Raw genomic sequence first — 15,685 nt, forward strand, 5'->3', positions numbered from 1 at the left:
TTCCCATCGGGGATCATAAGTGGAAAATTCCAGTTCCAAATGGCCTAAATTATTGGGGGCACGTCAATTGAGAGGACCAGGGAATGAAGCGCAATCGTTCACAGACGAACAGATCATCGCCGTTCTGAAGGAGCACAGTGAGCCTGCGAACGGCACGCCGGTCTCGGAGCTTTGCCGCAAGCAGGGCGTCAGTGATGCCAGCATCTATAAATGGATGGCAAAATTCGGCGGCATGGACGTATCCTAAGCCAAGCGGCTGAAGACGCTGGAAGACGAGAACACGCAGCGGAAACAATGCACTTTGGCACCAATTTGGTACCGCTTATGCCTAGCTCGACAACATGATACTGCAATACGATAGCGGAATAATCGCTTAAAACGTGGACTTCCCAAGAGCTTCGAAGCACGAGGGCTGCCGCAATAGCCTCAGCCTTCACGCCCCCTCATCGCCCATGAGTTGGTATCGTGATCGGGGTGCTGGTTGTTGCTCTCTTTGATCGCCGCAGCCCAGTCGGCGCCGTTGGTTTCGGTCGCGCCGGTATTTTCGATGCCGGTGATCGTATCGAACCATACCACCATGTTCTCGGTGCAGGTATTGGCATGCGGCGGGAAGAGGTTTGGGTCGTCGAGCGAACCGATCATCAGGTTGGTGCGGCCGTTTTCGAGGTGGTGGAAAAACAAGGGCGTGCCGCAATTGGCGCAGAAGCCGCGCTCGACAAGCTCCGAGCTCTTCCAAATGCCCGGCTTGCCGCGTGTCCAGGTGAGCACATCATCGGGCGCAGCAACGAGCGCGGCAAAGATGTTTCCCGAGGCTTTCTGGCACATGCGGCAATGGCAGAGATGCGAATTGTCGAACATCGCGGTTGCGTGGTAGCGCACGGCACCGCACTGGCAGCCGCCGCTGAGCTGCATCTCGATGCGTTTCATTTTTTCTCCTCCTTCAAGAGGTGGGTTGGGCTTCATCTCTTTTAGGTTGTCGTTTTTTGATCGTCCAGCCTGGCCGGAGATTGCAGTTCGGCGAATGCAAGAAGCAGCGTTGGAGGGTGCTTCGAGGCTCCGCCCTTTCGGGCTACACGCCTCAGCACGAGGAGCCTTGGAGAGTACCGCAACCTCTCTCCGACCTCATCCTGAGGTGCCCGCAGGGCCCTCGAAGGACGGGGCGGGTGTGACGGAGCTAGAGATTTCTCTCTCGAAGCGCATCGACGATGACGGAGAAGGCCGGGAGGTTCTGCCGACGGCTTGGGTAGTAGAGGTAATAGCCGGCGAATTTGGGGGTCCAGTCTTCGAGGAAGAGTTGGAGACGCCCTTCCGCGATATGCGTTTCGATATAGCTTTCCGGAACGAAGGCGATGCCGTAGCCTTGAAGGGCTGCGGCGACCATTTCGCGATCGGTGTTGAAGGTGAACTGGCCCTCCACCCTCACCCGGACCTCCTCGTCGTTCTTTTCGAATTCCCAGGCGTACAGTCCGCCCACCCGGTCGAGACGCCTGTTGATGCAGTTGTGATGCATGAGCTCCTGCGGTGTCGTCGGCACCGCTCTTGTCTTGAAATAGTCAGGGGAAGCGATGGCCACCAGCCGCCAGTCCGGCCCGATCCGCACCGCGACCATGTCCTTCTCCAGGCTCTCGCCAAGACGCACGCCCGCATCGAAGCCATCCTCGACGATGTTGCGGAAGCTGTTGTCGACGCTGAGTTCCAGTTTGATATCCGGATATTCCCCAAGGACGGGGGCGAGCTTCGGCCAGACCACGCTTTCCATCGCGTGGTTCGAAAGGGTGATCTTGACGGTGCCGGCCGGTTTGTCGCGATAGGCCATCAATGCCGCGATATCCGCCTCGATTTCGGAAATGCGCGGTGCAAGCGATTGCCGGAGACGCTCGCCGGCCTCTGTCGTCGCCACGCTCCGCGTCGTGCGGGTGAGAAGCCGCAACCCCATGCGCGCTTCGAGTTCCTTCACGGCGTAGCTCAGCGTCGATTGCGCGACCCCCAGTTTCGCCGCGGCCCTGGTGAAGCTGCGTTCCTCCGCCACCGCCAGGAAGAGCAGCAGTTCATTGAAATTCTCGCGGGCCACGGCGATATCTCCAGTCATTCCGATCCGACGCCATTAATAGCCGATTTCGATAAGTCCATGCAAATTGCAACGGCTAATCGGAGTTATCGAATGGTGCTATCCATCTCCCAAAGAATGAGACGGGCATTCCGCCCGGACAGGAGATGACCATGCTCGGCACCGTCCTTCGCGCCCCCGGCGATATCCGCTGCGAGGAAGTCGCGGAACCGAAAATCGAGAAACCCACCGACGCGATCATCAAGCTGTCGGCGTCCTGTGTCTGCGGCTCCGACCTCTGGCCCTATCGAGGCCTTCAACCGGTGAATGCCCCGCAGCACATGGGTCACGAATATTGCGGCGTGGTCGTCGAGGTCGGCAGCGAGGTCAGGACCGTCCGGCCCGGCCAGTTCGTGGTCGGCTCGTTCTGCCTGTCCGACAACACCTGCCCGCATTGCCGCTATGGCTTCCAGTCGTCATGCGAACATCGCGAATTCATGTCGGGCGCGCAGGCTCCCTATGCCCGGATCGCTATGGCCGACGGCACACTGGTCGCAACCGACACCATGCCGTCCGACGACCTGATCCCGAGCTTGCTCGCGGCTTCGGATGTCCTTGGCACTGGCTGGTATGCGGCCGATGCCGCGCGGGTCACGCCGGGATGCACGGCGGTCGTGGTCGGCGACGGCGCGGTCGGCCTGATGGGCGTGCTCGCGGCCAAACAGCTTGGCGCCGGCCGCATCATTGCGATGAGCCGCCACAAGCAGCGCCAGGAACTGGCGCTCGAATATGGGGCGACCGACATCATCACCGAGCGCGGCGACGCGGGTGTCGCCAGGGTCAAGGAATTGACTGACGGAGTCGGCGCGGACTCGGTGCTGGAATGCGTCGGCACTGAGGAGTCGATGATGCAGGCGATCAATGCCTGCCGCCCCGGCGGTTCGATCGGCTATGTCGGCGTTCCCCATGGCGTCAGTCTCGACGGACAGATGCTTTTCTTCGCACAGAAGAACCTGTTGGGCGGCCCTGCCCCGGTTCGCCGCTTCCTGCCGCACCTGATCGATCTCATCCTGTCGCGCAAGATCAACCCCGGAAGGGTCTTCGACCTCGAAGTGCCGCTCGCCGATGTCGCCCAAGGCTACAAGGCAATGGACGAGCGCTCGGCGATCAAGACGCTTCTGCGAATGTGACGTCCGGTTTCCGGATCACCCCCCGAAACTTAGCCGTCCGAGATTTCGAAATCGACGACGCTGGCATGGCTTGTCGGCGCGACCCTGGTCGCCGGAACGGCGACGCGCAGCCGTCGCCCGGCGCCATGAACAACCCCGCTTAGAAGGGACAGCCCGATGGACATCAATTACGACATGAAAATCGAAGCCAAGACGACGCCGTGGAGTGCGGTCATCTGCATGATGCTGACCTCCTTCGTGCTCGTCGCGTCGGAATTCATGCCGGTAAGCCTGCTGACCCCGATCGCCGACGAACTGGCGAGCACCGCCGGCCAGGCAGGTCAGGCGATCTCGATCTCCGGTTTCTTCGCCGTCATCACCGCCTTGTTCAGCAACGTGTTGTTTGCGCGTTTCGACCGACGACTGGTGATCCTCTGCTACACCGTCGTGCTCCTGGCGTCGGGCCTGGCGGTCACCTTTGCCCCCAATTACCTCATATTCATGGTCGGCCGCGCGCTCATCGGCGTGTCGATCGGCGGCTACTGGTCCTTGGCGACGGCGATCATCGCCCGCATCGCCTCCGGTCCCGACGTGCCGAAGGCGCTGGCCATGCTGCAAGGCGGAAGCGCGCTCGCCGCAGTGATCGCCGCACCGCTTGGAAGCTTCCTCGGCAGCCTTGTCGGATGGCGCGGCGCCTTCTTCATCGTCGTGCCGATCGGCATTATCGCCTTCATCTGGCAAGCCATCGCCCTGCCCCGGATGCCGGGTGGCCAAAGCGGATCGCTCGGCAGGACCTTCAGCCTGATGGGCAACCGCACTTTCGCCCTCGGCATGACGGCGATGATCCTGTTCTTCATGGGGCAATTCGCGCTCTCGACCTATCTCAGGCCGTTTCTCGAAGACATCACCCATCTCGGCGTGAACACGCTCTCGCTGGTGCTCCTCGGAATCGGCCTTGCCGGCCTCGCCGGAACCTCGCTGATCCCCTCCATGCTGCGCTCTCACATGGCCCACGTGCTCATCGGGTTTCCGGCGGTGCTGGTGACCGTGGCCCTGGCGCTCGTCGGCCTTGGCCCCTTCGCCTTCGCGACGGCCGGCTTGCTGCTTTTCTGGGGCTTGCTGACGACGCCGGTGCCGGCGGCATGGACGACCTGGATGACCCGGACAGTCCCGCACCATCTGGAGGAAGCCGGCGCCTGGTTTGTCGCCCTCATTCAGTTTGCGATCACTTCAGGGGCATTCGCCGGCGGTCTGTTGTTCGATCATGTCGGCTGGTGGAGCCCGTTTGTGTTGAGTGCGGTGACCATGCTGGGTTCGGCGGTGACTGCGGTTGGGGTGACGCGGGGGTTGAGACGTTAGGCGGTGGCCGCCTAAAACACGGCGTCGCCGTATATTGGTTGGACTTATGTAAGCGCCGGCGTGCCGTGTGCCCACCTCATCCGACCCTGCGGGCCACCTTCTCCCCGCTGGGGAGAAGAGGGAGCAAGGCGCGCCGACATTGTCCAACGAACCCGATTCTTCTGAGGCACTCCATTCAATGGAGTCCAGGCGAAGCGGGATTCTCCCCTCTTCTCCCCAGCGGGGAGAAGGTGGCCCGCAGGGTCGGATCAGGGGGCCACACGGCACACCCTCCATTATCACCGTTCTATGCGCCCTCGCCTCACCCCTCCAACTCCACAATCGCACAGCCATACCCCTCAAGCTCCAGCCTCCCCTTCACCGCCTTCCCCCCATCCAGCAGATCTCGCCCGGCCGGCACGCCGCCGATCGTCGCCGGCTGGTCCGTATAGTTCTGCACAAACAGCAGCCGCCGCTCGTCATTCATCCGCATCGTCACCTCCACGCCTTCGGGCAGGCCGCCGACCAGCGGTTCGATGCCTGCCTGGGGGAAGAGGCGTTCGGTCAGCGCTTCGGTCAACTCAGGCGTGAGATAGGTGCCGAGATAGACCACCTGCCCCTTGCCGACCTTGCGGGCGGTCGCCATTGCCCAGCCCTCGGCATAGCGGTTCGACCAGGCGGCGATCACTTCGACGTCGTTATCGACGGTGAGGTTTTCATAGAAGTGGCCGGCGGTGATTTCGCGGTTGCCGATCTTGAAGCGGCGTTGGCGGCGCTGGGATTCGGCCGGTTTGTTCGGCGGGATGACGAGACCGCCGGAGCGCTCCATCACGTCGAACAGGCCGTTGGCGCCGGGGGCGGTAAGACGGCCGAAATCTTCGACGCGTACGCCGGTGAGTTTAGACAGCGCGGTGCCCGGCGCGGTTTGCCGGATGACGTGGTTGTCTTCGTCGCGGGTGCCGGTGCGGGCGCCGATGACGACGGTGCCGCCTGAGGCTGCGAAGGCTTCGAGCTTGGCCGTCCATTCATCCTTCCACATCACCCAATGCGGGACATAGAAAAGTTTCAGCCTGGAAAGATCGTCTTCGGGATGAATGAAACCGCAGGCGATGCCGCGATCGTAGCAATATTGATGCATCAGGATCGCGTCGTCCTGCGGGCTCGGCAGGCCGATCGGATAGGTCTTGTGGGCTTCCTGATTGTCGAAATCGGAGCCGGCGATGCCGACATCCATGCGCACATAGGTGCCGAGGATCTTCGGCTGCAGCGCGATCATCTCGGTCGCGAAGCGCTTGGCCTCCTCATAGCGGTGGCGGCCGATATCGTCATGATCGATGATGCCCATCCAGTAGATCTCGGCGCCGAAATGGGCCGGGCGCCAGCGGAAGAACATCAAGCCGTCAGCCCCGTGGGCGACCGAGGAGAGCGCCATGCGGCGCAACTCGCCCGGCTCCGGCGTCAGCGTGCAGAAGCCCGGCTGGCTGCCGAAACCCGATTGCTGCTCGGGAACGATGTAATTGCCGGAGAAGCCGCGGCAGATATCGAGGTGCAGCGCCTGCACCTTGGCGTGGTTGCCGAGCCGCTGGAACTCGTCATAGAGCATCGGATAGATGTCGTAGCCGACGAAATCGAGATCCTTGCTGAACTGCCCGCGGAAATCGATATCCCTCAAGCCCCCGAGATTGTGGAAGACGAACCAGGAGGGTTTGACGGCTCTGAGGATTTCCACCTGATCGTGCTGGAAGCGCGCTGTGGAGAAGGCGAGGAAGCGGTGGTAATCCTGCAGATGGCCGGGGCTCGGGAAGGTCGGACCGAACTCGATCGGCAGCACCACCTGGTCGAAACCGTCATAGGCCGTCGCCCAGAAATCGCCGCCCCAGGCCCGGTTGAGCTTGGCGATCTCGCCGTATTTGTCGGCGAGGAAGGCCTGGAATTCGCTGAGCGTCGCCTTGGAAAAGCTCTCCGGCATGCTGGTGTTGAGCTCGTTATCGGTCTGCCATCCCACGACATGCGGGTTGTCGCGATAGTGCTCGGCCATTGCCTTGGTGATGCGCTTGCTGTGCTCGCGAAACACAGGGCTTGCCGTGTCGCAATGCTGGCGCGAGCCGTGGCTCATCGGCCGGCCCTTGCCGTCAACCCTTAAAATTTCAGGGTGGGCTGCGGTCAGCCAGCGCGGCGGCGTCGCCGTCGGCGTGCACATGATCGTATCGATGCCGTAACGCCCGAGCAGTGATATGGCACGGTCGAACAGATCGAAATCGAAAGTACCGAGCTTCGGCTCGAGAATATGCCAGGCGAATTCGGCCATGCGCACCACGTTGAAGCCGGCTTTGGCCATGCGCTCGGCGTCGCGCTCCCAATAGCTTTCATCGACATGCTCGGGATAATGCGGCGCACCGACGAGGAAGCGGTCGGTCTTGACGGGGTTCCATACGGAGAGGGTCTTGTCGGACACGGTGGGTCTTTCCTTATCTGTCGAGAATGGTCTTGCGGGCGCTGATCGCGCGGCCGCCTTCGGATGAAAAGAGATAGAGCTCGCTGGCATCGAGCTTCAGCGCCACCTTCTGCTCAGCGGCGAAGGGCGCGACGTAGCTGAGCTGCACGGTGATGTGGCCGGTGCCGCTCTCCGAGGCGATGGTTCGCATATTGCCGGCGTCGACATAGAGAATGGTTTCGCGGCCGAGATGCTCGACCAGCCGGACATCGCCTTCGATCGCCCCGCCCTGGCTGGCATCGGTGACGATCGATATCGTCTCCGGACGAACGCCGAGCGTCAGGCTGGCGCCTTTTCCAAGCGCCGACGGCTGCGCCAGCTCCACTGTCACCGGCACGAGGCCGGGTGCCGAAACGGTGATATTGCGGCCCGACACGTCGTCGACGGTGACGCCGAGGAAATTCATGCGCGGCGCGCCGAGGAAGCCGGCGACAAAAAGATTGTCGGGGTTGCGGTAAAGCTCCAACGGCGAGCCGACCTGCTCGATGATCCCCTGGTTCAGCACGACGATGCGGCTTGCCATGGTCATCGCCTCCACCTGGTCGTGGGTGACGTAGACCATGGTGGCGCCGAGTTCGGCATGCAGGCTGCTCAATTCGACGCGCATCTGGGTGCGGAGCGCCGCATCGAGGTTCGACAGCGGCTCGTCGAACAGGAAGACCTCGGGCGAGCGGGTGATCGCCCGGCCGATCGCCACACGCTGCCGCTGGCCACCGGAAAGCTGCTTCGGGCGCTTGTCGAGCTGATCGGTAATCCTCAAGATCTTGGCGGCGCGTGCAACGGCCACGTCGATCTCGGCCTTCGGGCGCTTGGCCATGCGCAGGCCGAAGCCCATATTCTCCGCCACCGTCATATGCGGATAGAGCGCATAGGACTGGAAGACCATGGCGATGCCGCGATCACCCGGTTCCTGCTTGCTGACGTCGCGGCCATTGATCAGGATCTGGCCGGAGGAAATCTCCTCCAGGCCGGCGATCGATTTCAAAAGCGTGGACTTGCCGCAGCCCGACGGCCCGACCATGACGATGAACTCGCCTTGCGCCACGGAAAGATCGATGCCGCGCAGCGCATGATAGCTGCCGTAATTCTTGTTGATCTCACGGAGTTCGAGACTGGTCATGTCCTGGCCCTCTCTTGTTGAAATGGAAAACGCACGCTCATCCCTTCACCGCCCCCATGGTCAGGCCGGCGATGAAGTGGCGCTGCATTAGGAAGAACATCACCACCGGCGGCACGGCGACGACGATGGTGCCCGCGGAAATCAGGTTCCAGGCCGAGACCCATTCGCCGCGCAGATTGGCAAGGCCTGCGGTGACCGGCTTGACGCTGTCGCTGACGGTCAGCACCACCGCCCAGAAATAGTCGTTCCAGATGAAGGTGAAGATCAGGATGGCAAGCGCCGCCAGTGCCGGCCGCACCAGCGGGATCGCCACATGGATGAGCGTCTGGAAGGGCGACGCCCCTTCGGCGCGGGCCGCCTGAAAGAGTTCGTCCGGCAGGGCGGCGATGAAATTGCGCATGAACAGCGTCGCGAACCCGGTCTGGAAGGCGACATGGAAGATGATCAGCGCCGCCGTGGTGTCGATCAGGTCGAGGCGGACCATCAGGTCGCGCACCGGGATCATCATGATCTGATGCGGCAGGAAATTGCCGCCGACGAACAGCGCGAAGATCAACATATTGCCGGGAAAGCGGTAGCGCGATAGCACGTAGCCGGCGAGCGTCGAGAGCGCCAGCACGCCGATCACCGAGGGAATGGTGATGATCAGGCTGTTGAGGAAGTAGCGCGCCATCGGCGTCTGGGTGAAGACGGCGGTGTAATTATCGATGACACCGATGCCGGTCGGCCATCCCCACAGATTGCCGCCCATGACATCCTCGGTCGAGCGGAACGAGGTGAGGATGATTGCAAACAGCGGGCAGAGCCAGAGCAGCAGCACGATGACGACGGCAAGCACATAGAGGCGGCGCTGCCAGACGGCGGCTTCCGGAATGGGACGAGGATACATCAGCCTCCCCTCTCTTCGCTGCGGATGATGTGACTGAGATACCAGGCGATGAAGACGGCCATGATCACGAAGAGCACGGAGGCGATCGCCGCGCCGTAGCCGAAGCGGTAGGAAAAGATCGACTGCTCGTACATCTGGTAGGCAAGCACCGAGGACGAGCCGAACGGCCCGCCTGAGGTCATCACCGACACCATGTCGAAGGAGCGCAGGGCGCCGACGACGGTGACGGCAATGGCGATGAAAGTGACCTGGGTCAGCTGCGGCAGCACGATGTGGCGCAGCATGTTCCAGCCCCTCGCCCCGTCCACGCGGCCGGCGCCGATCAGCTCTTCGCTCAAATTGTTGAGACCGGCGAGATAGAGCACCATGCAGAAGGTGACCTGCGGCCAGAGAGCGGCGATGACAATGGCGAAGGTGACGAAATGCTCGTCGGACAGAACCGCCGGCGCGACCGCCCCGAAGGCCCGGAAGATCAGCGCGAGAAGGCCGAACTCCGGCGTATAGACCCAGGTGAAGACGACGCCGACGGTCACCGAGGCGAGCACCAGCGGAATGAAGAACAGCGACTTCAGGAAGCGCATGCCGCGGATTTTCTGGTTGACCAGCAGCGCGATGGCAAGCCCGATCGGCGGGGCGGCCATGAACATGACGAGCCAGATCAGATTGTTCTTCAGCGACACGTAGAATTGCGGATCGTTGTAGAGCTCGACGTAATTGCCGAAGCCGATCCACACCATCGGGCCGAAGCCGTCCCAGTCGTGCAAACTGATCCAGACGCTGCGGACGGCCGACAGCAGGATGACGGTCGAAAACAGCACGATCGCTGGTGCGATGAGCAAAGTCGGGGTAAGCCACCAACGCTGGCGGCGCCATAATGTCTGCATGTCAGGAGCCTCATGTTAAAGGTGCGAGGTCTTTCCGCTCGAGCCGCCGGCAAAGCCCGCCAACCCCTCTTTCGTCATGCTCGGGCTTGTCCCGCGCATCTGCACAGGTCGGTGCGCAGCAGATCCTCGGCACAAGGCCGAGGATGACGTCGAGTTGAGGCGGGCGTCGCCGGGAGTAGAGCGACGCCCTCGGTTTGCTGGCAAAGCCTGCCAACTCCCCCTTCGTCAGGCTCGGGTTGTCCCGAGCACCTGCAACCGATCGATAGGGCAGCAGATCCTCGGCACGAGGCCGAGGAATGACGTTGAGTAAGAGCGCAGTCCGTCACCAAACCGGTTGCAAGCTCAGATCTTATAGATCCGCTTGCGCGTGCCCTCGAGGCGCGTGAGGATCGCCTTGCGCCGGTCGGGCTTGGCCATGAACTCCTGGAAGCCGACGAGGCCGGCCTGGGCCATGTCGGGGTCGCTGTCTCGGTCGTAATATTGCGAGGTGCCCTGCACCGTCTTCATCGTCTCCACAGCGATATTGACGAGCGGATCCTTGCTCTGAGGCAGGTCGTTGCGCGGTGGCACGTTGCCGCCGGGCTCCAGATAGGCCGCCAGGTTCTCCGGTCTGTAGAAATAGGCGAGGAAGTCGCGGGCGCCCTGCTTATTCTTAGCCTTGGCGGGAATATGGATCGAATTGACCGAGAACTCCTCGAAATGGCCGACCTTGGCGTCGAGCACCGGGAAGGTCGCGTAGCCGAGCTGCGGCAGATCCTCGGCGGTGAAGGCCGAGCGCAGGAAGGCGCCGAGGTTCATCATGCCCGCCTTCTTCTGCGCCAGAAGGGCTGCCGCCTCCTGCCAGCCGAACGAGGTATGGTTCGGGGTGAAGAAACCCTTCGCAATCATCGCTTCCCACTGGTCGAAGACAGCGGTTAGCGACGGATCAAGATAGCTCATTTCGCCATTCATCAGCGCCATGTGCTTGTCGAGACCGTTGATGCGCAGGTTCATCTGGTCGAACCAGCCGGCCGCCGGCCACAATTCCTTGGTGCCGATCGCAACTGGGGTGATGCCGGCCGCCTTGCACTTGTCGCCATAGGCCATGAAGTCCTCGGCCGTTTTCGGCACGGTCAATCCATGCTCTTCGAACACGTCCTTGCGGTAGAACATACCCCAGAGCGTGCCGCCGGTGGGAAGGCCGTACTGCTTGCCGTCTTCGGTGACGGCGCCGGCCGTCGCCCCCAACACATCCTTGTACTTTTCCTTCTCGAAGAGATCGGAAATATCGTCGAACAGGCCGCGCTTGACGAAGGCGCGCATGCGGTTGCCGGAAAACCAGGAGCAGACATCCGGCGCGCCGGCGACGAGATAGTTGCGGATCGCCGTCTTGTGGGCCTCGTGATCCATATTGTTGATGACGACATTGACGCCGGCTTCCTTGCTGAAGCCCGCGGCGATCGCCTTCAGCGCGCCGAGCGCTTCGCCATTGTTTTCGGCGGAGATCATCGTGACCTCCTGCGCCTGGGCGATCGCCGGGATCGGGAAGCCGCCGGTGACAGCCGCGGCGGACACCAGGCCCGCGCCCTTCAGGAAGCGCCTGCGGGTGGTTGACGGAAATTGCTTCAAAAATGTCATTGAATTCCTCCCAGTTGATCGATCGACATCTCCCGACCGCCGCCTCCTCCATGAAACGGTCCGACCAGGCTTCAACACCGCGATCCACCCGCAATTCCAGCGATAATCCGCTTGGCTGAGTTGATCGGCGGGCGAACTTATGCATAGATCTTTTCGGCCCGCAATAATTAATTTACAAAATTAAGGAATGCATCGTGAAGTTAAAAGGCGACCAGACCACGGCGAGAGCCATGAACCGACGCCTCATTCTCAACCTTCTCCGGCGCGAAGGGCCGAGGAGCCGCGCCGACATCGCCGCCGTCATCGGCTTGAGCCCGGCCGCCGTCACCTTCGTCGTCACCGACCTGCTGGAGGAAGGCATCGTCCTCGAAGGCAAGACCGTGCCCGGCCTTACCGGCCGCCGGCCGATCCCGGTCGATATCAACTACGAACACGCGCTTGCCGTCGGCTTCAAGCTGATGGTGGATTCGGTCGAGTGCGTGGCGACGGACCTCGCTACCAACCCGGTCGCCGCCATGCGGGTCAGCCTTGCCGGCCACGACCCCGATAAAGTCGCCGACCTGCTGGCGGCGACCGTCCCGGAACTGGTCAAGCTCGCCGGCCGGCCCGACGCCAGGCTTGCCGGCATCGGCATTTCCATGCCCGGCGTCATCAACCACGAGCAGACGGCCTGCGTGCGCAGCTACCGCTTCGGCTGGAACAACGTTCCGCTGGCCGCGCTGGTCGCGGCCCGCGTCCACGTGCCGGTCTGGCTGGAGGACGACACCAACGCCTATGCCATCGCCCAGCAGCTCTTCGGGCTTGGCCGCCAGCACCGCAACATGGCGGTGCTCGCCGTCGGCGTCGGCATCAGCTGCGCACTCGTCATTGACGGCAAGCTCTATCGCGGCGCCAATGGTGCCGCCGGCAAGTTCGGCCACACGCTCTTCGAGGAAGGCGGCCGGCTCTGCGAATGCGGCAAACGCGGCTGTCTGATGGCCTATCACTCGGAACTGTCGATGCTGCGCCGCTGGCGGGAAGCAACCGGCCGCGGCGAGGAACTGGGCTTGCCTCAACTCTGCGAGGCACTGTTATCAGGCGACGCCACCGCCCTCGCCCTCGTCGCCGATTCCGGCCGCGGCATCGGCACCGCCCTTGCCAATCTCGTCAACATCACCGACCCCGAAGTCATCGTCGCCGGCGGCGAAGCCGTCTCCCTCGGCGATCCCTTCCTGACACCACTGCGCGAAGCCCTCGCCGCCCGAACCTTCCGCACCGCCCCGCCGCTTTTGCCCGACTGGGAAGACAATTCCTGGGCCCGGGGTGCTGCCGCCCTGGTCACCCAGAAGATCTTCGACTTCGAATCGTCGGGCGGGGTGACGGATATTGCGACTCTGGGGAATGTCAGAGGCTCGACGTCGGCGGCTTGAGACGCGCGAGATAGGCCGGATTTGCCGGATAACTCATTCCGTGCAAGGCGGGCTTGCACGGCACGACAGAGGATACACCCAACCCGAGCAGCCACCGCGGCCTAGATACACTCGCTTACAAAAAGGCAGGATTCCCGACACATCCCAGGTTCAATCATTGGCTGAAATGCGATTGCGGCCGATGAGCCGGAAAGGTCAATTCAGGAAGGATGACACGATGAAAACGATCCAGGCTATGGCCCTCGGCCTTGTTCTCGGCGCTGCCACGACAGCGCATGCGGACCAGCCGCTGCAGCGCACCGATCTCGTCCGGAGCGACATCGACGTGCCCGGCCATGAGGCCGTTCAGGTACGCGTCGATTTCGCCCCCGGCGTTCTCGCCCCCAATCATTCTCATCCCGGCGAAGAGATCGCCTTCGTTGTCGATGGCACGCTGGAATACCGGCTCGAAGGCCGGGAGCCAGTGACGCTCAAGGCCGGCCAGTCCCTGTTCATTCCCTCCGGCGTGGTGCACTCGGCCAAGAACGTCGGCAGCGGCAAGGCATCGGAGCTGGCGACCTATATCGTGCACAAGGGAGAGCCGCTGGTCGTGCCTGCCAAGTGAGCCTGCGTCAGGAATGCGGCGGGCGCCGGAAGCGCTCGCCGCCCGGACTCTTGGCCCGCCCCTGCGTTTGAGTGAGGCTATTGCTGCGGCTGCGCCGGCGGCGGGGTGCCGATCTTTTCCAGAACCTTCTTGGCCAGCGCCGGATCGCTCTGGGCGGCCGTCAGGATCGAGGAATATTCCTCGACGGAGATATCTTTGGAGGCTTCGACGGTATCGACCATCTGTTTCTTGGCTTCTGCCTGCAGCTTTTGCTTGCCGGCCTCGTCCTTCGTCGCGCCGATCTTGGCCGAATATTCCTGCCTGACTTTGTCGACCTGCAGATAGGCAACGGCAAAGGCCTCGAGCTTCTGATCGCTGACGGCCGCGGGCGCCGCCGTACCGCCGCTCTGGCCCTGCATCGGCGCCTGGCCCTGTGCCGGCGGCTGGGCTTGCGCCTGGGCCATCTCCGCAGCGGATGCCGGGCTGAAAGCAAGCAGGCTGAAGACAGCCGCGGTCATCATTGCCAGGGATGTGTAACGAGTGATCATATTCGTTCCTTTTCACGTGCATGATTTGATTGGCAGCAAGCCGCCTCGGTCGATCGCCAGCCGCTGAATGGCCGGCGAGGTCGCGAACATGGAGCCCCTAAGAGGGCACGGTGCGGCGGTAACGGGGCCATTTGCTGACGATTGAACGGCGGCTTTGTGACGCCGACCGGCCCCACCGCGCCGATGCCGATGGCGTACGTATCGCCTGAGGGTGGCATTCTCGCCGCAGTAAGAGGCGGAGTTGTGCAGGCTCTGCGGCAATCGTATGGTCCTGCACTACGCCAAACGGAGGAGCCCAAATGCCCATCGCCGCTTTACCTGAGCCGCCCTATTACATGGTCAGTTTTTCCTCTCAGCGAACCAAAGTCGACGATGGTTATGGCGAGATGGGGTATGCGATGACGGAACTTGCAAAACTGCAACCCGGATATCTCGGCTTCGAAAGCGTCCGCGGCGCAGACGGTTTTGGTATACTCATCTCCTATTGGAAGGACGAGGACAGCATTCGAGCCTGGAAATCAGTCGTCGACCATATCGAGGCGCAAAATCGTGGACGCTCAGATTGGTACAGCCGCTATGAGATTCGCGTTGGGCTCGTCGAGCGAGCCTATGGCTTCAACATTGAAGAGGCGTGAGGAGGCTTGGTGAAAAAGCGCGGCGACGGACCCGTCCGTCAATGGATCCTTTCCTACCGAGCAAACCTCTTTGCGCCGGCGACGCATAGAATAACGGCAACCGTCACAGCCAGCATGCTCCACGTCACAGACTCGTGCAGCAGCGTGGCGGCGAGCGTCAGGCCGAAGAACGGCTGCAGCAGCTGCAACTGGCCGACGGCGGCGATGCCGCCCTGCGACAGGCCGCGATACCAGAAGATGAAGCCGATCAGCATGGAGAACAGCGAGACATAGGCAAGGCCGATCAGCGCCGGCGTTTCTATCGCCGCGAAACTCACCGGCCGGTAGAGGAACGCCACGGCGGCCATCACCGGCAGCGACAGAACCAGCGCCCAGGAAATCACCTGCCAGCCGCCGAGCGTGCGCGAAAGCCGGCCGCCTTCGGCATAACCGAGGCCGCAGACGAGGATTGCCGCCAGCATCAAAAGGTCACCGATCGGTGATGCCGTCAGGCCCTGCATCAATGCGAAGCCCGCCACCAGCGCGCTGCCGAGAACGGAGAACAGCCAGAAGGCCGGCTTGGGCCGCTCGCCGCCGCGGATCACGCCAAAGATTGCCGTCGAGAGCGGCAGCAGGCCGATGAAGACGATGGAATGGGCTGATGTGACGTGCTGCAGCGCCAGCGCCGTCAGCAGGGGGAAACCGACCACGACACCGAGCGCGACGACGGCAAGAGAGAGGATGTCGCGCCCGCTTGGCCGCTTCTCCCGGAAAGCGATCAACAGGCCGAGGGCGAGAATGCCGGCGATCGCCGCGCGCGCAACGGTGAGGAAGACCGGATCGAACTGCATCACCGCCACGCGGGTCGCCGGCAGCGATCCGCTGAAGATCACCACTCCGATGAAACCATTGATCCATCCCGATGCCATGCGGTCCATGATGCGTCGCACTCCTTCTTTGCTGGTCCCCTTAT

14 protein-coding genes and 1 pseudogene are annotated in these 15,685 nt (G+C 62.5%); 6 read left to right on the top strand and 9 right to left on the bottom strand.

What is annotated here, in order from left to right; all coding sequences use genetic code 11:
• Positions 1–83 precede the first annotated feature (83 nt).
• Positions 84–244, top strand: a pseudogene (locus OS035_RS23935) (transposase); the annotation flags it as partial.
• Between the two features lie 182 nt (positions 245–426).
• On the opposite strand, the gene OS035_RS23940 reads toward OS035_RS23935, so the two are convergent.
• Positions 427–927, bottom strand: coding sequence for a GFA family protein (locus OS035_RS23940; protein ID WP_097626007.1), 501 nt, complete (start codon positions 925–927; stop codon positions 427–429).
• A 247-nt stretch (positions 928–1,174) separates the two neighbouring features.
• A complete protein-coding gene (locus OS035_RS23945; protein ID WP_097626008.1) occupies positions 1,175–2,071 on the bottom strand; it encodes a LysR family transcriptional regulator in 897 nt (298 codons plus the stop codon).
• 149 nt (positions 2,072–2,220) lie between these two features.
• Between OS035_RS23945 and OS035_RS23950 the strand changes: the two genes are divergently transcribed.
• Together OS035_RS23950 and OS035_RS23955 are read left to right on the top strand one after the other, a co-directional pair.
• Positions 2,221–3,237, top strand: a complete 1,017-nt coding sequence (locus OS035_RS23950; protein WP_097626009.1) for a zinc-dependent alcohol dehydrogenase family protein — start codon at positions 2,221–2,223, stop codon at positions 3,235–3,237.
• 156 nt (positions 3,238–3,393) lie between these two features.
• Positions 3,394–4,575, top strand: coding sequence for an MFS transporter (locus tag OS035_RS23955; RefSeq protein WP_097626010.1), 1,182 nt, complete (start codon positions 3,394–3,396; stop codon positions 4,573–4,575).
• Between the two features lie 301 nt (positions 4,576–4,876).
• On the opposite strand, the gene OS035_RS23960 is transcribed toward OS035_RS23955, so the two are convergent.
• From OS035_RS23960 to OS035_RS23980, 5 genes are all read right to left on the bottom strand, one after another.
• Positions 4,877–7,009 carry a beta-galactosidase gene (locus OS035_RS23960; RefSeq protein ID WP_331814120.1) on the bottom strand — a complete coding sequence of 711 codons (2,133 nt, stop codon included), beginning with the start codon at positions 7,007–7,009 and terminating at the stop codon, positions 4,877–4,879.
• Between the two features lie 13 nt (positions 7,010–7,022).
• Entirely contained in the window at positions 7,023–8,168 is a 1,146-nt protein-coding gene (locus tag OS035_RS23965; RefSeq protein ID WP_097626012.1) for an ABC transporter ATP-binding protein, read from the bottom strand.
• A gap of 37 nt (positions 8,169–8,205) precedes the next feature.
• The gene (locus OS035_RS23970; RefSeq protein ID WP_097626013.1) at positions 8,206–9,057 is read right to left on the bottom strand and encodes a carbohydrate ABC transporter permease; all 852 of its coding nucleotides are present in this window, start codon (positions 9,055–9,057) and stop codon (positions 8,206–8,208) included.
• Positions 9,057–9,941 carry a carbohydrate ABC transporter permease gene (locus tag OS035_RS23975; RefSeq protein WP_097626014.1) on the bottom strand — a complete coding sequence of 295 codons (885 nt, stop codon included), beginning with the start codon at positions 9,939–9,941 and terminating at the stop codon, positions 9,057–9,059. The genes OS035_RS23970 and OS035_RS23975 overlap by 1 nt, the downstream gene beginning before the upstream one ends.
• A 342-nt stretch (positions 9,942–10,283) precedes the next feature.
• Positions 10,284–11,558 carry an ABC transporter substrate-binding protein gene (locus OS035_RS23980; protein ID WP_097626015.1) on the bottom strand — a complete coding sequence of 425 codons (1,275 nt, stop codon included), beginning with the start codon at positions 11,556–11,558 and terminating at the stop codon, positions 10,284–10,286.
• A gap of 194 nt (positions 11,559–11,752) precedes the next feature.
• On the opposite strand from OS035_RS23980, the gene OS035_RS23985 reads away from it, so the two are divergent.
• Together OS035_RS23985 and OS035_RS23990 are read left to right on the top strand one after the other, a co-directional pair.
• Complete coding sequence (locus tag OS035_RS23985) at positions 11,753–12,967, top strand: ROK family protein (RefSeq protein ID WP_097626016.1); 1,215 nt, start codon at positions 11,753–11,755, stop codon at positions 12,965–12,967.
• A gap of 217 nt (positions 12,968–13,184) precedes the next feature.
• The gene (locus tag OS035_RS23990; RefSeq protein ID WP_097626017.1) at positions 13,185–13,571 is read left to right on the top strand and encodes a cupin domain-containing protein; all 387 of its coding nucleotides are present in this window, start codon (positions 13,185–13,187) and stop codon (positions 13,569–13,571) included.
• A 77-nt stretch (positions 13,572–13,648) separates the two neighbouring features.
• Here OS035_RS23990 and OS035_RS23995 read toward each other — a convergent pair whose 3' ends face one another.
• A complete protein-coding gene (locus OS035_RS23995; protein ID WP_003593648.1) occupies positions 13,649–14,098 on the bottom strand; it encodes a DUF4168 domain-containing protein in 450 nt (149 codons plus the stop codon).
• A 299-nt stretch (positions 14,099–14,397) separates the two neighbouring features.
• On the opposite strand from OS035_RS23995, the gene OS035_RS24000 reads away from it, so the two are divergent.
• Positions 14,398–14,733, top strand: coding sequence for an antibiotic biosynthesis monooxygenase family protein (locus OS035_RS24000; RefSeq protein WP_097626018.1), 336 nt, complete (start codon positions 14,398–14,400; stop codon positions 14,731–14,733).
• A gap of 53 nt (positions 14,734–14,786) precedes the next feature.
• On the opposite strand, the gene OS035_RS24005 is transcribed toward OS035_RS24000, so the two are convergent.
• Entirely contained in the window at positions 14,787–15,650 is an 864-nt protein-coding gene (locus OS035_RS24005) for a DMT family transporter (protein WP_097626019.1), read from the bottom strand.
• Between the last annotated feature and the right edge of the window lie 35 nt (positions 15,651–15,685).

It is taken from the genome of Rhizobium sp. 268 (genome assembly GCF_036571585.1).
Taxonomy (GTDB): domain Bacteria; phylum Pseudomonadota; class Alphaproteobacteria; order Rhizobiales; family Rhizobiaceae; genus Rhizobium; species Rhizobium redzepovicii.